The sequence below is a fragment of the Cellvibrio mixtus subsp. mixtus J3-8 genome, from assembly GCF_000766945.1.
GTDB classification, from domain to species: domain Bacteria; phylum Pseudomonadota; class Gammaproteobacteria; order Pseudomonadales; family Cellvibrionaceae; genus Cellvibrio; species Cellvibrio mixtus_A.
On the sequence record NZ_ALBT01000058.1, the window covers coordinates 1 to 14,424 of the forward strand.

A 14,424-nucleotide genomic window follows, 5' to 3' on the forward strand; every position below is an offset into this window, starting at 1 on the left:
GAAGAAGGTTTGCGCTTCGCTATTCGTGAAGGTGGTCGTACTGTTGGTGCTGGCGTTGTTGCCAAAATCATCCAGTAATTAATCCGGATGATAGAAAGGCGGGCAATATGCCCGCCTTTTATTTTATAAAGCGAGCGCTTTTTGATTTGATCAAAATAATTGCAGTTCTTCTGTTTATTTGTTGACAGGTCAATAAACCGCCCTTAGAATTGCGCCTCCTTTCGCCGGGGTGGTTTTACTCTGGCTTACTGGAAGTTCTTTAAACAAACAACTGGAGTTTGGTTCACATGCAGAATCAACGCATTAGAATTCGCCTGAAGGCTTTTGATCACAAGCTTATCGACGCCTCTACCCAAGAGATTGTTGAAACAGCAAAGCGTACAGGTGCTCAAGTGCGCGGTCCGATTCCGCTGCCGACTCGTAAAGAGCGCTTCACTGTATTGATTTCCCCGCACGTTAATAAAGACGCGCGTGATCAATACGAGATCCGTACACATAAGCGTTTGCTGGATATTGTTGAGCCTACTGAAAAAACTGTTGATGCACTTATGAAGCTGGATCTGGCTGCTGGTGTTGAAGTTCAAATTAGTCTCGGCTAAGTAAATGTTTAAGGTTCGGACGCATGTGTGTTCCGGACTGTGTAACGCTCTGAAATGGGCGGCCATAGCGGGTAAAAGCCCCGTACACTAAGAGGTTAGTAAAATGACGATTGGTATTGTCGGCCGCAAAAGCGGTATGACTCGTGTATTTACCGATGATGGTGTTTCCATCCCTGTTTCTGTGATTGAGGTTGAACCTAATCGCATTACTCAGGTTAAGAGCGTCGAAAATGATGGTTATGCTGCTGTGCAAGTAACCATTGGTTCTCGTCGTGCCTCCCGTGTTGCCAAGTCCGAAGCCGGTCACTTCGCTAAAGCTAATGTTGAAGCAGGTCGCGGTGTTTGGGAATTGCGCAACGATGCTCAAGAAGCATTCGAAGTTGGTGCATCAATTACTGTAGAAGCATTCGCTGCAGGTCAAATCATTGATGTTACTGGCACTTCAAAGGGTAAAGGTTTCGCTGGTACTGTTAAGCGTTGGAACTTCAATATGCAAGATGCCACTCACGGCAACTCGCGTTCACATCGTGTTCCCGGTTCTAACGGTCAGTGTCAATCTCCTGGTCGCGTATTCAAAAACAAGAAAATGTCTGGTCACTTGGGTGCTGAGCGCGTAACCGTTCAGAATCTTGAGATCGTTCGCATTGATGTTGAGCGTAACCTGATTCTTGTTAAGGGTGCTATTCCTGGTGCTCCTGGTGGTGACGTTATTGTGCGTCCTGCTGTTAAAGCGCGCTCTAACGCTTAAGTGTCCGAGGGGAAATGACCATGGAATTAAAAATTGTTAATCCCGGTGGCACACAGGGTACTGTTACGGTATCTGAAGTGGCCTTCGGTAGAGAGTTCAACCAAGATTTGGTTCATCAGACAGTTGTTGCCTATTTGGCAGGTGCTCGTCAAGGTACTAAAGCGCAAAAAACTCGTGCAGAAGTATCTGGTGGTGGTAAAAAGCCTTGGCGTCAAAAAGGTACTGGCCGTGCTCGTGCTGGTACTATTCGTAGTCCAATCTGGCGTGGCGGCGGTGCTACTTTTGCTGCCAAGCCTCGCAACTTCGAGCAAAAGCTTAACAAGAAAATGTATCGTGCTGCTCTGCAGTGCATCTTGTCCGAACTTAATCGTCAGGACCGTTTGATTGTTGTTGAAAGCTTTGATGTTGATGCGCCAAAAACTAAAGCTCTGGTACAAAAATTAGCTCAGTTCAATCTAACTGAAGCCTTGATTGTTACCGAAGAATTGAGCGAAAACCTGTTCCTGGCTTCACGCAACTTGTACAAGGTTGGCGTGATTGATGTTCAGGGTGTTGATCCGGTGAGTTTGATCGGTTTCGACAAGGTTATCGTTACCGTTCCTGCGCTGAAGAAAATCGAGGAGATCCTGGGATGAACCAAGAACGCATTTATAAAGTGTTGTTAGGTCCAGTGGTGTCTGAGAAGACTGCAGCAGCTGGCGAAACTAGTAACCAAGTGGTTTTCAAAGTGTTGGGTGATGCCAATAAATTGGAAATTAAAGCCGCAGTTCAGGCACTGTTCAACGCTAAAGTTGAGTCTGTGCGTGTATTGAACGTTAAAGGCAAAACCAAGCGTACTCGCCATGGAATCGGAAAAAGATCCGATTGGAAAAAAGCGTATGTACGTCTTGAGCAAGGTCAAGAAATCGACTTTGCGGTAGCTGAGTAAGGGGAACGTTGATATGCCACTTGTAAAAACTAAGCCAACCTCTCCTGGTCGTCGCTTTGTAGTAAAAGTTGTTAATCCGGATTTGCATAAGGGTGAACCCTACGCACCTTTGTTGGATAAAAAATCCAAGTCAGGTGGTCGCAACAATACCGGTCGTATTACTACTCGCCATGTTGGCGGCGGTCATAAGCAACATTACCGTGTAGTCGATTTCCGTCGTAACAAAGACGGTATCCCTGCAACTGTAGAGCGTATTGAATACGATCCAAATCGTACCGCTTATATTGCTCTTGTTTGTTATGCAGATGGAGAGCGTCGCTACATTATTGCGCCCAAAGGTTTGAGCGCTGGTGACAAAATTGAGTCGGGCAATGCTGCTGCTATTAAGGTAGGCAATACCCTGCCAATCCGTAACATCCCGTTGGGTAGTGTCATTCACTGTGTTGAGTTAAAGCCTGGTAAAGGTGCTCAAGTTGCTCGTTCTGCTGGTGCTTCTGTCCAGTTGGTAGCGCGCGATGGTGCTTACGCAACTTTGCGTTTGCGCAGCGGTGAAATGCGCAAGGTCTTGAGTGATTGTCGTGCAACGCTTGGTGAGGTTTCAAACAATGAACACAATTTGCGTTCATTGGGTAAAGCTGGTGCCAAGCGCTGGTTAGGCATTCGTCCTACTGTTCGCGGTGTTGCAATGAACCCGGTCGATCACCCTATGGGTGGTGGTGAGGGTCGTACTTCTGGTGGTCGTCACCCGGTATCACCGTGGGGTGTTCCAACCAAGGGTTACAAAACGCGCAGTAACAAGCGCACCGATAACATGATTGTTCGTCGTCGCGACAAGAAATAAGCGCCGACTTAACAGCTGAATAGAGGAAGAGACAGTGCCACGTTCACTGAAAAAAGGTCCTTTCATCGACCTTCACCTGATTAAGAAGGTCGAGGCCGCGATCGCGAGCAATGATCGTCGTCCAATCAAAACTTGGTCTCGCCGTTCCATGATTATGCCGGAAATGGTGGGTTTGACATTGGCTGTGCACAACGGTCGTCAACATGTTCCGGTTTTGGTTAACGAAGAAATGGTTGGCCATAAGCTTGGCGAATTTGCCGCAACCCGCACTTATCGTGGCCATGCCGCTGATAAGAAAGCGAAAAAACGCTAATCGAGGTATACGATGGAAGTAGCAGCAAAATTAAGCGGTGCTCGTCTGTCGGCGCAAAAAGCGCGTTTGGTTGCTGATCAAATTCGCGGTAAAGGCGTTGAAGACGCGCTTGATATCCTTGCATTCAGTACCAAAAAGGGTGCAGCGATTATCAAGAAAGTGCTCGAATCTGCAATTGCAAATGCTGAGCATAACGAAGGCGCTGATGTTGATGAGTTGAAAGTAAAAACGATTTTTGTGGATGAGGGTGTAAGCCTGAAGCGCATTAAGCCACGTGCCAAAGGCCGTGCTGATCGTATTACCAAGCGTACTTGTCACATCACCGTTAAAGTAGCCGATAAGTAAGAGAGCGCGTTATGGGTCAGAAAGTACATCCAAACGGTATTCGTCTTGGGATCATCAAAAAACATACTTCTGTATGGTATGCCGATGGCACCGAGTACGCAGACAAACTCAACATCGACTTGAAAGTACGTGCGTACATTCAGGACAAACTTGCTAGTGCGTCAGTTAGCCGCGTTGATATTGAACGCCCCGCTAATACTGCGCGCATTACCATCCACACCGCCCGTCCAGGTATTGTGATTGGTAAAAAAGGTGAAGATGTTGATAAGTTGCGCGCTGAAGTTAGCAAGCAAATGGGCGTGCCTGTTCATATTAATATTGAAGAGATTCGCAAGCCCGATTTGGATGCAGCTTTAGTGGCACAAGGCGTGGCTCAGCAACTTGAGCGTCGTGTAATGTTCCGCCGTGCGATGAAGCGCGCGGTACAAAACGCAATGCGTCAAGGCGCTGAAGGCATCAAGATTCAAGTGGGTGGCCGCTTGGGTGGTGCCGAGATCGCTCGTAGTGAATGGTATCGCGAAGGTCGTGTGCCTCTGCACACTCTGCGTGCAGACATCGATTATGCAACTGCAGAAGCGAGCACCACCTACGGTATCATTGGTGTGAAAGTGTGGATTTTCAAAGGCGAAGTGATCGGTGATGTTGTTGAAACCGAAGCTGCGTCCAAGAAAAAAGCCGCTAAGTCCAAGTAAGGGGTACGCATCATGTTACAACCTAAGCGTACAAAGTTTCGCAAGCAGATGAAAGGCCGCAACCGCGGTCTGGCCCAGCGTGGCTCCAAAGTTAGCTTTGGTGATTTTGGCTTGAAAGCAACTGGTCGCGGTCGCATTACTGCGCGTCAAATCGAAGCAGCACGTCGTGCGATGACTCGTCACGTTAAGCGTGGCGGTAAAATCTGGATCCGTGTGTTCCCCGATAAGCCGATTACAGCTAAACCACTCGAAGTTCGTATGGGTAGCGGTAAAGGTGGCGTTGAATACTGGGTAGCGCAAATTCGTCCTGGCAAAGTTCTTTATGAAATGGATGGTGTAAGCGAGGAATTAGCTCGTGAAGCCTTCGCTCTTGCCGCGGCTAAATTGCCAATTACAACAACATTTGTTAAACGTTCGGTGATGTGATGAAAGCTTCAGAACTCCGCGAAAAATCCGTCGAAGAGCTGAATGGCGTCTTGTTGGAACAATTGAAAGAGCAGTTCAAATTGCGTATGCAAGCTTCTACTGGCCAATTGAACCAATCGCACTTGCTGTCGCAAGTTCGTAAAGACATCGCTCGCATCAAAACGGCGCTTAGTCAAAAGGCAGGTAAGTAACGATGACTCAAGAAACTAAAGTGGCACGTACACTGACTGGCAAAGTTGTCAGCGACAAGATGGATAAAACCATCACCGTGTTGATTGAGCGTCGTGTCAAGCACGAGCTTTATGGCAAATACACTACTAAATCATCCAAGCTTCACGCTCATGATGAAAATAATGAGTGCAAGATAGGTGATCTTGTGACTGTTTCTGAGTCGCGTCCCCTATCCAAAACCAAGACCTGGTCTTTAGTGAAAATTGAAGAGCGCGCTTCAGAAGTCTAAGACTTCCGCGCTTTTGTAAGTCAGTTTCGGAGACGGACGATGATTCAAACAGAAAGCTACTTAGATGTTGCTGACAACAGCGGTGCTCGCCGTGTCATGTGCATCAAGGTTCTTGGCGGCTCCCACCGTCGCTATGCAGCCGTGGGTGACATCATCAAAGTAACCGTTAAGGAAGCAATTCCTCGCGGTAAGGTGAAGAAGGGCCAAGTAATGAAGGCAGTTGTTGTACGCACCAAAAAAGGCGTGCGTCGTCAAGACGGTTCATTAATCAAGTTTGACGATAATGCTGCCGTACTGCTGAACAACCAAGATGCTCCGATTGGTACCCGTATTTTCGGACCGGTAACTCGTGAGTTGCGCGGCGAGAAATTTATGAAAATCATTTCTTTGGCTCCAGAAGTGCTGTAAGGCACTCAGTCAAGTCAAAGAGTCGAGGGCAGATAAATGCGTAAAATTAAACGTGATGACGAAGTGATTGTTATCGCCGGACGTGACAAAGGCAAGCGCGGTAAAGTGGTACGCGTGTTGGCTGAAGATCGTTTGATTGTTAGCGGCGTTAATATCATTAAGAAACACCAAAAACCAAACCCACAATTGGGTGTTGCTGGTGGAATCGTTGAAAAAGAAGCTGCGATTCACGCTTCCAATGTTGCTATTTATAATCCGGCAACCAAGAAAGCTGACCGCGTTGGTTTCAAAGTGCTTGAGAATGGCGACAAAGTTCGTGTTTTCAAATCCAATGGCGAAACCCTGGGAGCGTAATGAAACATGGCTAGGTTAAAACAACTTTACGTGAAAGAACTCGCTCCAAAACTCAAAGAAGAATTGGGTTTGGCGAACGTAATGGAAGTGCCAAAGATCACCAAAATCACTATTAATATGGGTGTTGGTGAGGCTGTTGGCGACAAGAAAATCCTGGAAAACGCCGTAAATGATCTGACAAAAATTGCTGGTCAGAAAGTGGTTGTTACCAATGCGCGTAAATCAATTGCGGGCTTCAAGATCCGTGATGGTTGGCCGATTGGTTGCAAAGTAACTCTGCGCTCGGATCGTATGTACGAATTCCTGGATCGTTTGATCACTATTGCTATTCCTCGTATTCGCGATTTCCGCGGTATTAGTCCAAAGCAATTTGATGGTCGTGGTAACTTTTCAATGGGTGTGACTGAACAAATTATTTTCCCGGAAATCGACTACGACAAAGTAGATCGTTTGCGTGGTCTTGATATTTGTATCACCACAACAGCTCGCACTGACGAAGAAGGTCGTGCGTTGTTGAAAGCGTTTAACTTCCCTTTCAAAGGCTAAGGTAGCGTCATGGCTAAAAAATCTATGATTGCACGCGAAGCTAAACGTGCAGAAACCGTTAAAAAATTTGCTGCCAAGCGTGCAGAATTGAAAGCACTTATCCAAAGCCCTGCGTCTTCTGAAGAGCAGGTTTGGGAAGCGCAAATCAAACTGCAAAAAATGCCTCGTGATGCCAGTGCTTCACGCCAGCGTAATCGCTGCCGTGTAACTGGTCGTCCGCACGGTGTTTATCGCAAATTCGGCCTGTGCCGTCACAAGTTGCGTGAAGCCGCTATGCGTGGCGATGTCCCCGGCTTGGTTAAGGCCAGCTGGTAAGCCTCGGCTTAATTTTAGGAGCAGAATCTGATGAGCATGCAAGATCCTATGGCAGATATGCTGACCCGCATTCGCAACGCGCAAAGTGTAGGTAAAGCATCTGTAACCATGCCTTCTTCCAAATTGAAAGTAAGCGTGGCAAAAGTACTCTCTGATGAGGGTTATGTAACTGGTTTTTCAGTGAGCGAAGGCCCCAAGCAAGAGCTGACTGTTGAATTAAAATATTTTGAAGGCAAGCCAGTAATTGTTGAGCTTGACCGCGTAAGCCGTCCAGGTTTGCGTAATTATGCTGGTAAAACAGCGCTGCCTACCGTTCGCGGTGGTTTGGGTATCGCTATTGTTTCTACCAGTAAAGGTGTTATGACTGATCGTGCTGCTCGCGCCGCTGGCGTAGGTGGCGAAGTCCTCTGCACAGTATTCTAATTGGGAAATCGTCATGTCACGAGTTGCAAAAAGTCCGGTTGAAGTACCTGCTGCAGTGACTGTCACTCTTAACGGACAGTCTCTGTCCGTTAAAGGCAGCAAAGGTACATTGGCGCTGCAAATTCACGCGAACGTAGAAGTTAAACACGAAAACAACGTGCTGACTTTTGCTCCACGTGATGGTGCCAAGCAGTCAGATGCGCTAGCAGGCACTACCCGTGCGCTAGTCAATAACATGGTTAAAGGTGTGAGCCAGGGTTTCGAAAGAAAATTGACTCTGGTTGGCGTTGGTTACCGTGTTAAAGCAGAAGGCAATACTGTAAACCTGTCTGTGGGTCTTTCTCATCCAGTTGTTTACACCCTGCCACAGGGTGTAACTGTAGAGACCCCAAGTCAGACCGAGATAGTACTGAAAGGCAGTGACAAGCAATTGCTTGGTCAAGTTGCTGCTGAACTTCGTTCATTCCGCGAGCCAGAGCCTTACAAAGGTAAAGGTGTTCGTTATTCGGACGAAAATGTACTGCGTAAAGAAGCTAAGAAGAAGTAGGGCTAAGATATGAGCGATAAGAAGCAAACTCGTCTTCGCCGTGCACGCCGTGCTCGCGCAAAGATTCGTGAATTGGGCGCAACCCGCCTGACTATTCACCGTTCTCCACGCCATATCTATGCTCAACTGATTTCAGGTGATGGTGCTTGCGTACTCGCGAGTGCTTCAACCCTGGATAAAGATTTGCGCAGTGGTAAAACTGGTAACGCTGAAGCTGCAAAAGCTGTTGGTGCTCTGATAGCAGAGCGTGCAAAAGCGGCAGGCATCACCCAGGTAGCTTTCGACCGCAGTGGTTTCAAATACCACGGCCGTGTTAAGGCTCTTGCTGATGCAGCGCGTGAAGGCGGATTGGAATTCTAAAGGTGAGATATGGCATACGCTAAGAAAGAAGAAGACAACAACGAAGGCTTGCAGGAAAAATTAGTTCAAGTTAATCGTGTTGCTAAAACTGTAAAGGGTGGTCGTATCTTCCAATTTACCGCATTGACTGTTGTTGGTGATGGTAACGGAAAAGTAGGTTTTGGCCGCGGTAAGGCTCGTGAAGTTCCTATTGCTATTCAAAAGGCAATGGAAGCTGCACGTCGCAACATGATTACTGTTGACCTGAATGGCGATACCATTCAGTACCCAACCAAAGGTGTTCATGGCGCGTCAAAAGTTTACATGCAACCAGCGTCACAAGGTACTGGCGTAATCGCTGGCGGTGCTATGCGTGCCGTACTCGAAATCGCAGGTATCCAGAACGTTCTTTCCAAGTGCTACGGTTCAACCAATCCGGTAAACGTAGTTCGTGCAACGTTTAATGCGCTGAAAGAGATGACTTCACCTGAAGCAGTTGCTGCAAAACGCGGTAAGACTGTTGAAGATATTCTGAACTAATCGATTAGTTCGATTATTAGATGGCGGAATTCACCATGTCTAAGAAAATGATTAAAGTGACCCAGATCAAGAGTACTGCTCATCGTCTGGCGAACCACAAAGCTTGCGTACGCGGCTTGGGTTTACGTCGCATCGGTCACTCTGTGGAAGTTGAAGATACTCCTTCAGTTCGCGGCATGATCAATGTTGTCAACTATCTGGTTAAGGTAGAAGGGGAATAAGATGCGTCTGAATACTTTGAGCCCGGCACCAGGCCGTGTACACGCTAAAAAGCGTGTTGGTCGTGGTATCGGTAGCGGCTTGGGTAAAACCGCAGGTCGTGGTCACAAAGGTTTGAAATCTCGCTCAGGCGGTTCCGTAAGACCCGGTTTCGAAGGCGGTCAAATGCCTTTGCAAATCCGTTTGCCAAAATACGGTTTTACTTCACGTATTGGTTTGGTAACTGCGGAAATTCGTTTGTCAGAGTTGAACGCTGTGGAAGGTTCGGTAGTTGATATCGAAACCCTGAAGCAAGCAGGTTTGATCAGTTCTGTTATCAAGCGTGCAAAAATTTTCGCTTCTGGTGAAGTGAAAAAAGCTGTCACTGTTAAGGGCCTGGCTGTAACTAAAGGTGCTAAAGCAGCGATTGAAGCCGCTGGCGGAACAGTAGAAGAGTAACGAGGCGCGAATGGCAACTCCAGGTAATCTGCCATTAGCAAATCAAAGAGGCTTGGGCGAGCTTTGGGCTCGCCTGCGCTTTTTGTTTCTGGCAATAGTGATTTATCGTATTGGTACTCACATACCAGTGCCAGGTTTAGATCCAGAGCGTATTGCAAATCTGTTTAATCAAAATCAGGGAACCATTCTGGGCATGTTTAACATGTTTTCCGGTGGTGCCTTGGAGCGGATGAGTATTCTTGCTTTGGGTATCATGCCCTATATCTCTGCATCGATTATTATGCAGTTGCTTACGGCGGTTACTCCTTCTTTAGAGCAGTTAAAGAAAGAAGGTGATGCTGGGCGTCGCAAGATCAACCAGTACACTCGTTATTTCACCGTAGTTTTGGCGACCGTTCAGGCGCTAGCCATGGCAGTAAGCTTTTCTGCTTATGCGTTCGGTGGTGAGCCAACCTTTTCCTACTATTTCATTGCGGTTGTGTCGTTGGTGACCGGTGCAGTGTTTATGATGTGGTTGGGTGAGCAGGTAACTGAACGTGGTATCGGTAACGGTATATCCATGCTGATATTTGCCGGTATTGTGGCGGGAATGCCGAGTGCGATAGGTCAGGCATTTGAAAGTGCAAGGCAAGGCGATTTGCATATCCTGGCGTTGTTAGTGGTAAGTATTCTTGCCATTGCTGTTATCTGGTTTGTTGTACGGATTGAGCGTGGTCAGCGTCGCATTACAGTTAATTATGCCAAGCGTCAGCAAGGCCGCCAGGGATACGCTGCACAGAGCAGCCATTTACCGCTGAAAATTAATATGGCCGGTGTAATCCCAGCTATTTTTGCCAGCAGTATTTTGTTATTCCCTGCATCGATCGCGCAGTGGTTTGGCCAGGGTGGTGATGGTGTTGTAAATGAAGTGTTGCAAGAACTGGCTTTGGCAATCGGCCCTGGTCAGCCTTTGTATATCATTCTTTTTGCTGCCCTCATTACTTTCTTCTGCTTCTTCTATACGGCTTTGATGTTCAACCCGAAAGAAGTGGCAGATAACCTGAAGAAGTCTGGAGCATATATTCCTGGAATTCGCCCGGGTGAGCATTCAGCAAAATATATTGATAGTGTTTTGACTCGTTTGACTGTTGTTGGCGCTATCTATATGTCGGCTGTTTGTTTGCTGCCAGAGTTTCTTGTAGTGGCTACTGGTGTACCTTTTTATCTGGGTGGAACCTCATTACTTATCGTAGTGGTAGTAGTTATGGATTTTATGTCCCAGGTACAAGCGCACTTGATGTCCCATCAGTATGAGTCACTGATGAAGAAATCAAATTTAAAAGGATATGGCAGCGGAAACGCACGCTAATCCAAGTTATAGAGGTTGAATCATGAAAGTTCGTGCTTCCGTAAAAAAGATTTGTCGCAATTGTAAAATGGTTCGTCGCAACGGTGTTTTGCGTGTGATTTGCAACGTTGAGCCGCGCCACAAGCAGCGTCAAGGCTAATAGCTGTTCAATTGTTTCAGCAAATTCAGGCAGGTCAGCTAATCAGCGACCTGCCTGAATTTTTATGATTCATATTAGCAGTATTGCCGCAAGGGGGCGTTGACTGTCGTTGGGTGAGAAATTGCCCAGCTATTGATTTAAGGTGTATTTGAAGTTATCCTGCGCGCCTTTTGTTCGGGGCGGGGTGGCTCATATGCTGTCAACGCTACAATTCAGGTGTTATTGGAGTAAATTGAATGGCTCGTATAGCTGGTGTAAACATACCAGATAACAAACATGCCGTTATCTCGTTGACTTATGTCTATGGTATTGGCCGTACCACTGCCAAGCAGATCTGTGCTGCTACCGGTATTGCTGAAGAGACCAAGATTGGCACTCTGTCTGAAGAGCAGATGGATGCAATCCGTGCTGAAGTAGGCAAACACACCGTAGAAGGTGATTTGCGTCGTGAAATTAACATGAACATCAAGCGCTTGATGGACTTGGGTTGCTACCGCGGCCTGCGTCATCGTCGTGGTTTGCCATTGCGTGGCCAGCGTACAAAAACTAACGCTCGTACTCGTAAAGGCCCGCGTAAACCAATCAAGAAATAAGCCTTGATCGCGAATCTCATTCACATACGGTAAAAATTAGTAGGAAGAATTGCTATGGCTAAGCCAGGTAATAAAACCACAGCCAAGAAAAAAGTTAAAAAGACGGTAATTGATGGCGTTGCGCACATCCATGCTTCTTTTAACAACACCATCGTTACCATTACTGATCGCCAGGGCAATGCATTGGCGTGGGCAACTTCTGGTGGTTCGGGTTTCCGTGGTTCACGTAAGAGTACTCCTTTTGCTGCTCAGGTCGCTGCAGAGCGCGCTGGTGAAGCGGCAAAAGAATATGGTTTGAAAAACCTTGACGTAGAAGTTAAAGGCCCAGGCCCAGGCCGCGAATCAGCGGTTCGTGCACTGAACAATGTTGGCTATAAAATTACCAACATCACTGACGTTACGCCGATTCCTCACAACGGCTGCCGTCCGCCGAAAAAACGTCGCGTATAAGGGGGAGCATAGAAAATGGCTCGTTATATTGGACCAACTTGTAAACTGTCTCGCCGCGAAGGAACTGACCTGTTCCTGAAAAGTGGTGCGCGTGCACTGGATTCAAAGTGCAAAATTGAAACTGCTCCTGGCCAGCATGGCCAACGTCGTGGTCGTTTATCTGACTACGGTGTGCAATTGCGTGAAAAGCAAAAAGTCCGTCGTATTTACGGCATCCTTGAAAAGCAATTCCGCGGCTATTACAAAGAAGCTGCCCGCCGTAAAGGTGCTACTGGTGAGAACTTGTTGAAGTTGCTCGAAGCTCGTCTGGATAACGTAGTTTATCGCATGGGTTTTGGTTCTACTCGCGCAGAATCTCGTCAATTGGTATCTCATAAAGCTATCAGTGTTAACGGTAAAACCGTAAACGTTGCGTCTTTTCAAGTTGGTGCTGGTGATGTAGTTGCTGTACGTGAAAAAGCTAAAAAGCAATTGCGTGTACAAAATGCATTGAACTTGGCTGGTCAGCGCAGCAACGTCGAGTGGGTTGATGTAAACAGCGAGAAGAAAGAAGGCGTATTCAAGCGCGTTCCTGATCGCATTGATTTACCTGCTGACATCAACGAGAACCTCATCGTCGAGCTTTACTCCAAGTAAGGGACGATCCGCTAACAGGTGTGGCTATGCAGACTGCAGTAAACGAATTTTTAACTCCGCGTCATATCGATGTAACAGAAAATGGTCCAACTCGCGCACGCGTTGTATTGGAGCCATTGGAGCGTGGTTTCGGACATACTTTAGGCAATGCATTGCGTCGTATTCTGCTTTCTTCAATGGCCGGTTGTGCCATTGTTGAAGCGGAAATCGAAGGCGTGCTGCATGAGTACAGTGCAATCGAAGGTGTTCGTGAGGATGTTATTGAGATCCTGCTGAACCTAAAAGGTGTTGCTGTGATTATGCACGGTAAGGATCATGCGGTTCTTACTCTGAGCAAGAAAGGTCCTGGTGTTGTAACTGCTGCCGATATTCAGGTTGATCATGATGTGGAGATTAAAAATCCGGATCATGTGATTGCCAATATCACTAGTAACACCGAATTGAAAATGCGTTTAACTATCGCTCGTGGCCGTGGTTATCAGCCTGCTGACAGCCGTCGTCGCGATGATGATGAGAGCCGCGCAATCGGTCGCTTGCAATTGGATGCTTCTTTCAGCCCTGTCAAGCGCTTGGCTTACAGTGTTGAAAGTGCACGTGTTGAGCAGCGTACTGATTTGGATAAATTGATTCTGGATTTGGAAACCAACGGTACCATTGATCCTGAGGAAGCTATCCGTCGCGCTGCTACCATTCTGCAACAACAATTAGCAGTGTTTGTTGACCTTGAAGGTGAGAAGCAATCTGCACCAGAGCAAAAAGAAGAGGCTATTGACCCGATTCTGTTGCGTCCGGTTGATGATCTGGAGCTTACTGTTCGTTCAGCAAACTGTTTGAAAGCAGAAAATATTTATTACATCGGTGATTTGATCCAGCGCACTGAAGTTGAGCTGTTGAAAACTCCGAACCTGGGTAAAAAATCGCTGACCGAGATTAAAGATGTTCTCGCTTCGCGTGGTTTGTCTCTGGGTATGCGTTTGGAAAATTGGCCTCCAGCCAGTTTGAGAAACGACTAAAAAGCAACGAAACCCTGAATGACTATTAATTTTTCAATAGTCATTCAGGGTTTTATTATTAGTTCGCCCGTAACTCACTTCGGTGCGGGTGATTAACGAGATTGTGTAAACAATCCATTTTGAAGGAATTTGAATATGCGTCATCGTCTTACTGGTCGCCAATTAGGCCGTAATGCTTCTCACCGTAAAGCTATGTTTCGTAACATGGTAATTTCTCTGGTTGAGCATGAATTAATTAAAACTACTTTGCCAAAAGCAAAAGAGCTGCGTCGTTTTGCAGAGCCTTTGATTACTTTGGCAAAAGTGGATAGCGTTGCGAATCGTCGTTTGGCGTTTGCTCGTTTGAACAGCAAAGAAGCTGTAGGTAAATTGTTCAGCCAGCTTGGTCCGCGTTATAACACTCGTCCAGGTGGTTATGTTCGAATTTTGAAATGCGGTTTCCGTGCTGGCGATAAAGCACCAATGGCTTATGTTGAATTGGTTGATCGTCCGGCAAAAGCTCTTGAGGCTGCTGTAGACGCTGAATAATTTTAAAATATTCAGTTTTAAAAAGGCCAGGCAGAAATGCCTGGCCTTTTTCTTTGCGGTACTAAATAGTTTTATTGTTGCTTACGGTATCGCATCACGCTTTATTTGAGATGATTGTAGTCAATGTCTCACACATAATTCGGATTTTGTCTGCTATCCGTTGATTATGAAATTGATAGAATGGTCAGCACAGGACGTTGATCGATACAGGAAGTATTGATGAATGGATAAGGACT

29 protein-coding genes are annotated in these 14,424 nt (G+C 46.7%); all 29 read left to right on the forward strand.

Translation table 11 applies throughout. The features are described from left to right. Positions 1–78 (forward strand): EF-Tu C-terminal domain-related protein (locus A596_RS22540; RefSeq protein ID WP_084127974.1); only part of this gene is annotated, 78 nt, incomplete at its 5' end. A 209-nt stretch (positions 79–287) separates the two neighbouring features. After that, on the forward strand, positions 288–599 hold the full coding sequence (rpsJ, locus tag A596_RS02835) for a 30S ribosomal protein S10 (RefSeq protein ID WP_007644456.1): 312 nt from the start codon (positions 288–290) through the stop codon (positions 597–599). A gap of 103 nt (positions 600–702) precedes the next feature. Next, positions 703–1,347, forward strand: a complete 645-nt coding sequence (gene rplC, locus A596_RS02840; RefSeq protein WP_039912563.1) for a 50S ribosomal protein L3 — start codon at positions 703–705, stop codon at positions 1,345–1,347. Positions 1,348–1,367: 20 nt separating this feature from the next. Continuing rightward, entirely contained in the window at positions 1,368–1,982 is a 615-nt protein-coding gene (gene rplD, locus A596_RS02845) for a 50S ribosomal protein L4 (protein WP_039912564.1), read from the forward strand. After that, entirely contained in the window at positions 1,979–2,275 is a 297-nt protein-coding gene (gene rplW / locus A596_RS02850) for a 50S ribosomal protein L23 (protein WP_039912565.1), read from the forward strand. Before rplD ends, rplW begins: the two co-directional genes overlap by 4 nt. Before the next feature lie 13 nt (positions 2,276–2,288). Beyond that, positions 2,289–3,116, forward strand: a complete 828-nt coding sequence (rplB, locus tag A596_RS02855) for a 50S ribosomal protein L2 (RefSeq protein ID WP_039912566.1) — start codon at positions 2,289–2,291, stop codon at positions 3,114–3,116. 34 nt (positions 3,117–3,150) lie between these two features. Then, the gene (gene rpsS, locus A596_RS02860; RefSeq protein WP_039912567.1) at positions 3,151–3,429 is read left to right on the forward strand and encodes a 30S ribosomal protein S19; all 279 of its coding nucleotides are present in this window, start codon (positions 3,151–3,153) and stop codon (positions 3,427–3,429) included. 12 nt (positions 3,430–3,441) lie between these two features. Continuing rightward, the gene (rplV, locus tag A596_RS02865) at positions 3,442–3,774 is read left to right on the forward strand and encodes a 50S ribosomal protein L22 (RefSeq protein ID WP_039912569.1); all 333 of its coding nucleotides are present in this window, start codon (positions 3,442–3,444) and stop codon (positions 3,772–3,774) included. 11 nt (positions 3,775–3,785) lie between these two features. After that, entirely contained in the window at positions 3,786–4,466 is a 681-nt protein-coding gene (rpsC, locus tag A596_RS02870; protein ID WP_039912570.1) for a 30S ribosomal protein S3, read from the forward strand. A 12-nt stretch (positions 4,467–4,478) separates the two neighbouring features. Further along, positions 4,479–4,892: a 50S ribosomal protein L16 gene (gene rplP / locus A596_RS02875; protein ID WP_039912571.1), complete on the forward strand. Its 414-nt coding sequence runs from the start codon at positions 4,479–4,481 to the stop codon at positions 4,890–4,892. Then, complete coding sequence (gene rpmC, locus A596_RS02880; RefSeq protein WP_039912572.1) at positions 4,892–5,083, forward strand: 50S ribosomal protein L29; 192 nt, start codon at positions 4,892–4,894, stop codon at positions 5,081–5,083. The genes rplP and rpmC overlap by 1 nt, the downstream gene beginning before the upstream one ends. 2 nt (positions 5,084–5,085) lie before the next feature. After that, positions 5,086–5,352 carry a 30S ribosomal protein S17 gene (gene rpsQ, locus A596_RS02885; RefSeq protein ID WP_039912573.1) on the forward strand — a complete coding sequence of 89 codons (267 nt, stop codon included), beginning with the start codon at positions 5,086–5,088 and terminating at the stop codon, positions 5,350–5,352. 39 nt (positions 5,353–5,391) lie between these two features. After that, positions 5,392–5,760 carry a 50S ribosomal protein L14 gene (gene rplN, locus A596_RS02890; RefSeq protein WP_007644480.1) on the forward strand — a complete coding sequence of 123 codons (369 nt, stop codon included), beginning with the start codon at positions 5,392–5,394 and terminating at the stop codon, positions 5,758–5,760. A gap of 36 nt (positions 5,761–5,796) precedes the next feature. Further along, positions 5,797–6,114 (forward strand): 50S ribosomal protein L24, encoded by a 318-nt coding sequence (rplX, locus tag A596_RS02895; RefSeq protein ID WP_039912575.1) that lies wholly within the window; start codon positions 5,797–5,799, stop codon positions 6,112–6,114. Positions 6,115–6,120: 6 nt separating this feature from the next. Then, positions 6,121–6,660 carry a 50S ribosomal protein L5 gene (rplE, locus tag A596_RS02900; RefSeq protein ID WP_039912576.1) on the forward strand — a complete coding sequence of 180 codons (540 nt, stop codon included), beginning with the start codon at positions 6,121–6,123 and terminating at the stop codon, positions 6,658–6,660. Between the two features lie 9 nt (positions 6,661–6,669). Then, positions 6,670–6,975: a 30S ribosomal protein S14 gene (gene rpsN, locus A596_RS02905; protein WP_039912577.1), complete on the forward strand. Its 306-nt coding sequence runs from the start codon at positions 6,670–6,672 to the stop codon at positions 6,973–6,975. 30 nt (positions 6,976–7,005) lie between these two features. Then, on the forward strand, positions 7,006–7,398 hold the full coding sequence (rpsH, locus tag A596_RS02910) for a 30S ribosomal protein S8 (protein WP_039912578.1): 393 nt from the start codon (positions 7,006–7,008) through the stop codon (positions 7,396–7,398). 13 nt (positions 7,399–7,411) lie between these two features. Then, positions 7,412–7,945, forward strand: a complete 534-nt coding sequence (rplF, locus tag A596_RS02915; RefSeq protein ID WP_039912580.1) for a 50S ribosomal protein L6 — start codon at positions 7,412–7,414, stop codon at positions 7,943–7,945. Positions 7,946–7,954: 9 nt separating this feature from the next. Beyond that, positions 7,955–8,305 (forward strand): 50S ribosomal protein L18, encoded by a 351-nt coding sequence (gene rplR, locus A596_RS02920; RefSeq protein ID WP_039912581.1) that lies wholly within the window; start codon positions 7,955–7,957, stop codon positions 8,303–8,305. A 9-nt stretch (positions 8,306–8,314) separates the two neighbouring features. After that, positions 8,315–8,824, forward strand: a complete 510-nt coding sequence (rpsE, locus tag A596_RS02925) for a 30S ribosomal protein S5 (RefSeq protein WP_039912582.1) — start codon at positions 8,315–8,317, stop codon at positions 8,822–8,824. A gap of 35 nt (positions 8,825–8,859) precedes the next feature. Then, positions 8,860–9,045: a 50S ribosomal protein L30 gene (gene rpmD / locus A596_RS02930; RefSeq protein WP_039912583.1), complete on the forward strand. Its 186-nt coding sequence runs from the start codon at positions 8,860–8,862 to the stop codon at positions 9,043–9,045. 1 nt (position 9,046) lies between these two features. Further along, positions 9,047–9,481 (forward strand): 50S ribosomal protein L15, encoded by a 435-nt coding sequence (rplO, locus tag A596_RS02935; protein WP_039912584.1) that lies wholly within the window; start codon positions 9,047–9,049, stop codon positions 9,479–9,481. 10 nt (positions 9,482–9,491) lie between these two features. Further along, entirely contained in the window at positions 9,492–10,829 is a 1,338-nt protein-coding gene (gene secY, locus A596_RS02940; RefSeq protein ID WP_039912585.1) for a preprotein translocase subunit SecY, read from the forward strand. Between the two features lie 22 nt (positions 10,830–10,851). Continuing rightward, positions 10,852–10,968, forward strand: a complete 117-nt coding sequence (gene rpmJ, locus A596_RS02945; protein WP_039912586.1) for a 50S ribosomal protein L36 — start codon at positions 10,852–10,854, stop codon at positions 10,966–10,968. 236 nt (positions 10,969–11,204) lie between these two features. Next, the gene (rpsM, locus tag A596_RS02950; protein WP_039912587.1) at positions 11,205–11,561 is read left to right on the forward strand and encodes a 30S ribosomal protein S13; all 357 of its coding nucleotides are present in this window, start codon (positions 11,205–11,207) and stop codon (positions 11,559–11,561) included. A gap of 54 nt (positions 11,562–11,615) precedes the next feature. Then, positions 11,616–12,011: a 30S ribosomal protein S11 gene (rpsK, locus tag A596_RS02955; protein WP_039912588.1), complete on the forward strand. Its 396-nt coding sequence runs from the start codon at positions 11,616–11,618 to the stop codon at positions 12,009–12,011. Between the two features lie 15 nt (positions 12,012–12,026). After that, on the forward strand, positions 12,027–12,647 hold the full coding sequence (gene rpsD / locus A596_RS02960) for a 30S ribosomal protein S4 (protein WP_039912589.1): 621 nt from the start codon (positions 12,027–12,029) through the stop codon (positions 12,645–12,647). A gap of 26 nt (positions 12,648–12,673) precedes the next feature. After that, positions 12,674–13,660, forward strand: a complete 987-nt coding sequence (locus A596_RS02965) for a DNA-directed RNA polymerase subunit alpha (RefSeq protein WP_039912591.1) — start codon at positions 12,674–12,676, stop codon at positions 13,658–13,660. 135 nt (positions 13,661–13,795) lie between these two features. After that, positions 13,796–14,188: a 50S ribosomal protein L17 gene (rplQ, locus tag A596_RS02970; RefSeq protein WP_039912592.1), complete on the forward strand. Its 393-nt coding sequence runs from the start codon at positions 13,796–13,798 to the stop codon at positions 14,186–14,188. Positions 14,189–14,424 lie beyond the last annotated feature (236 nt).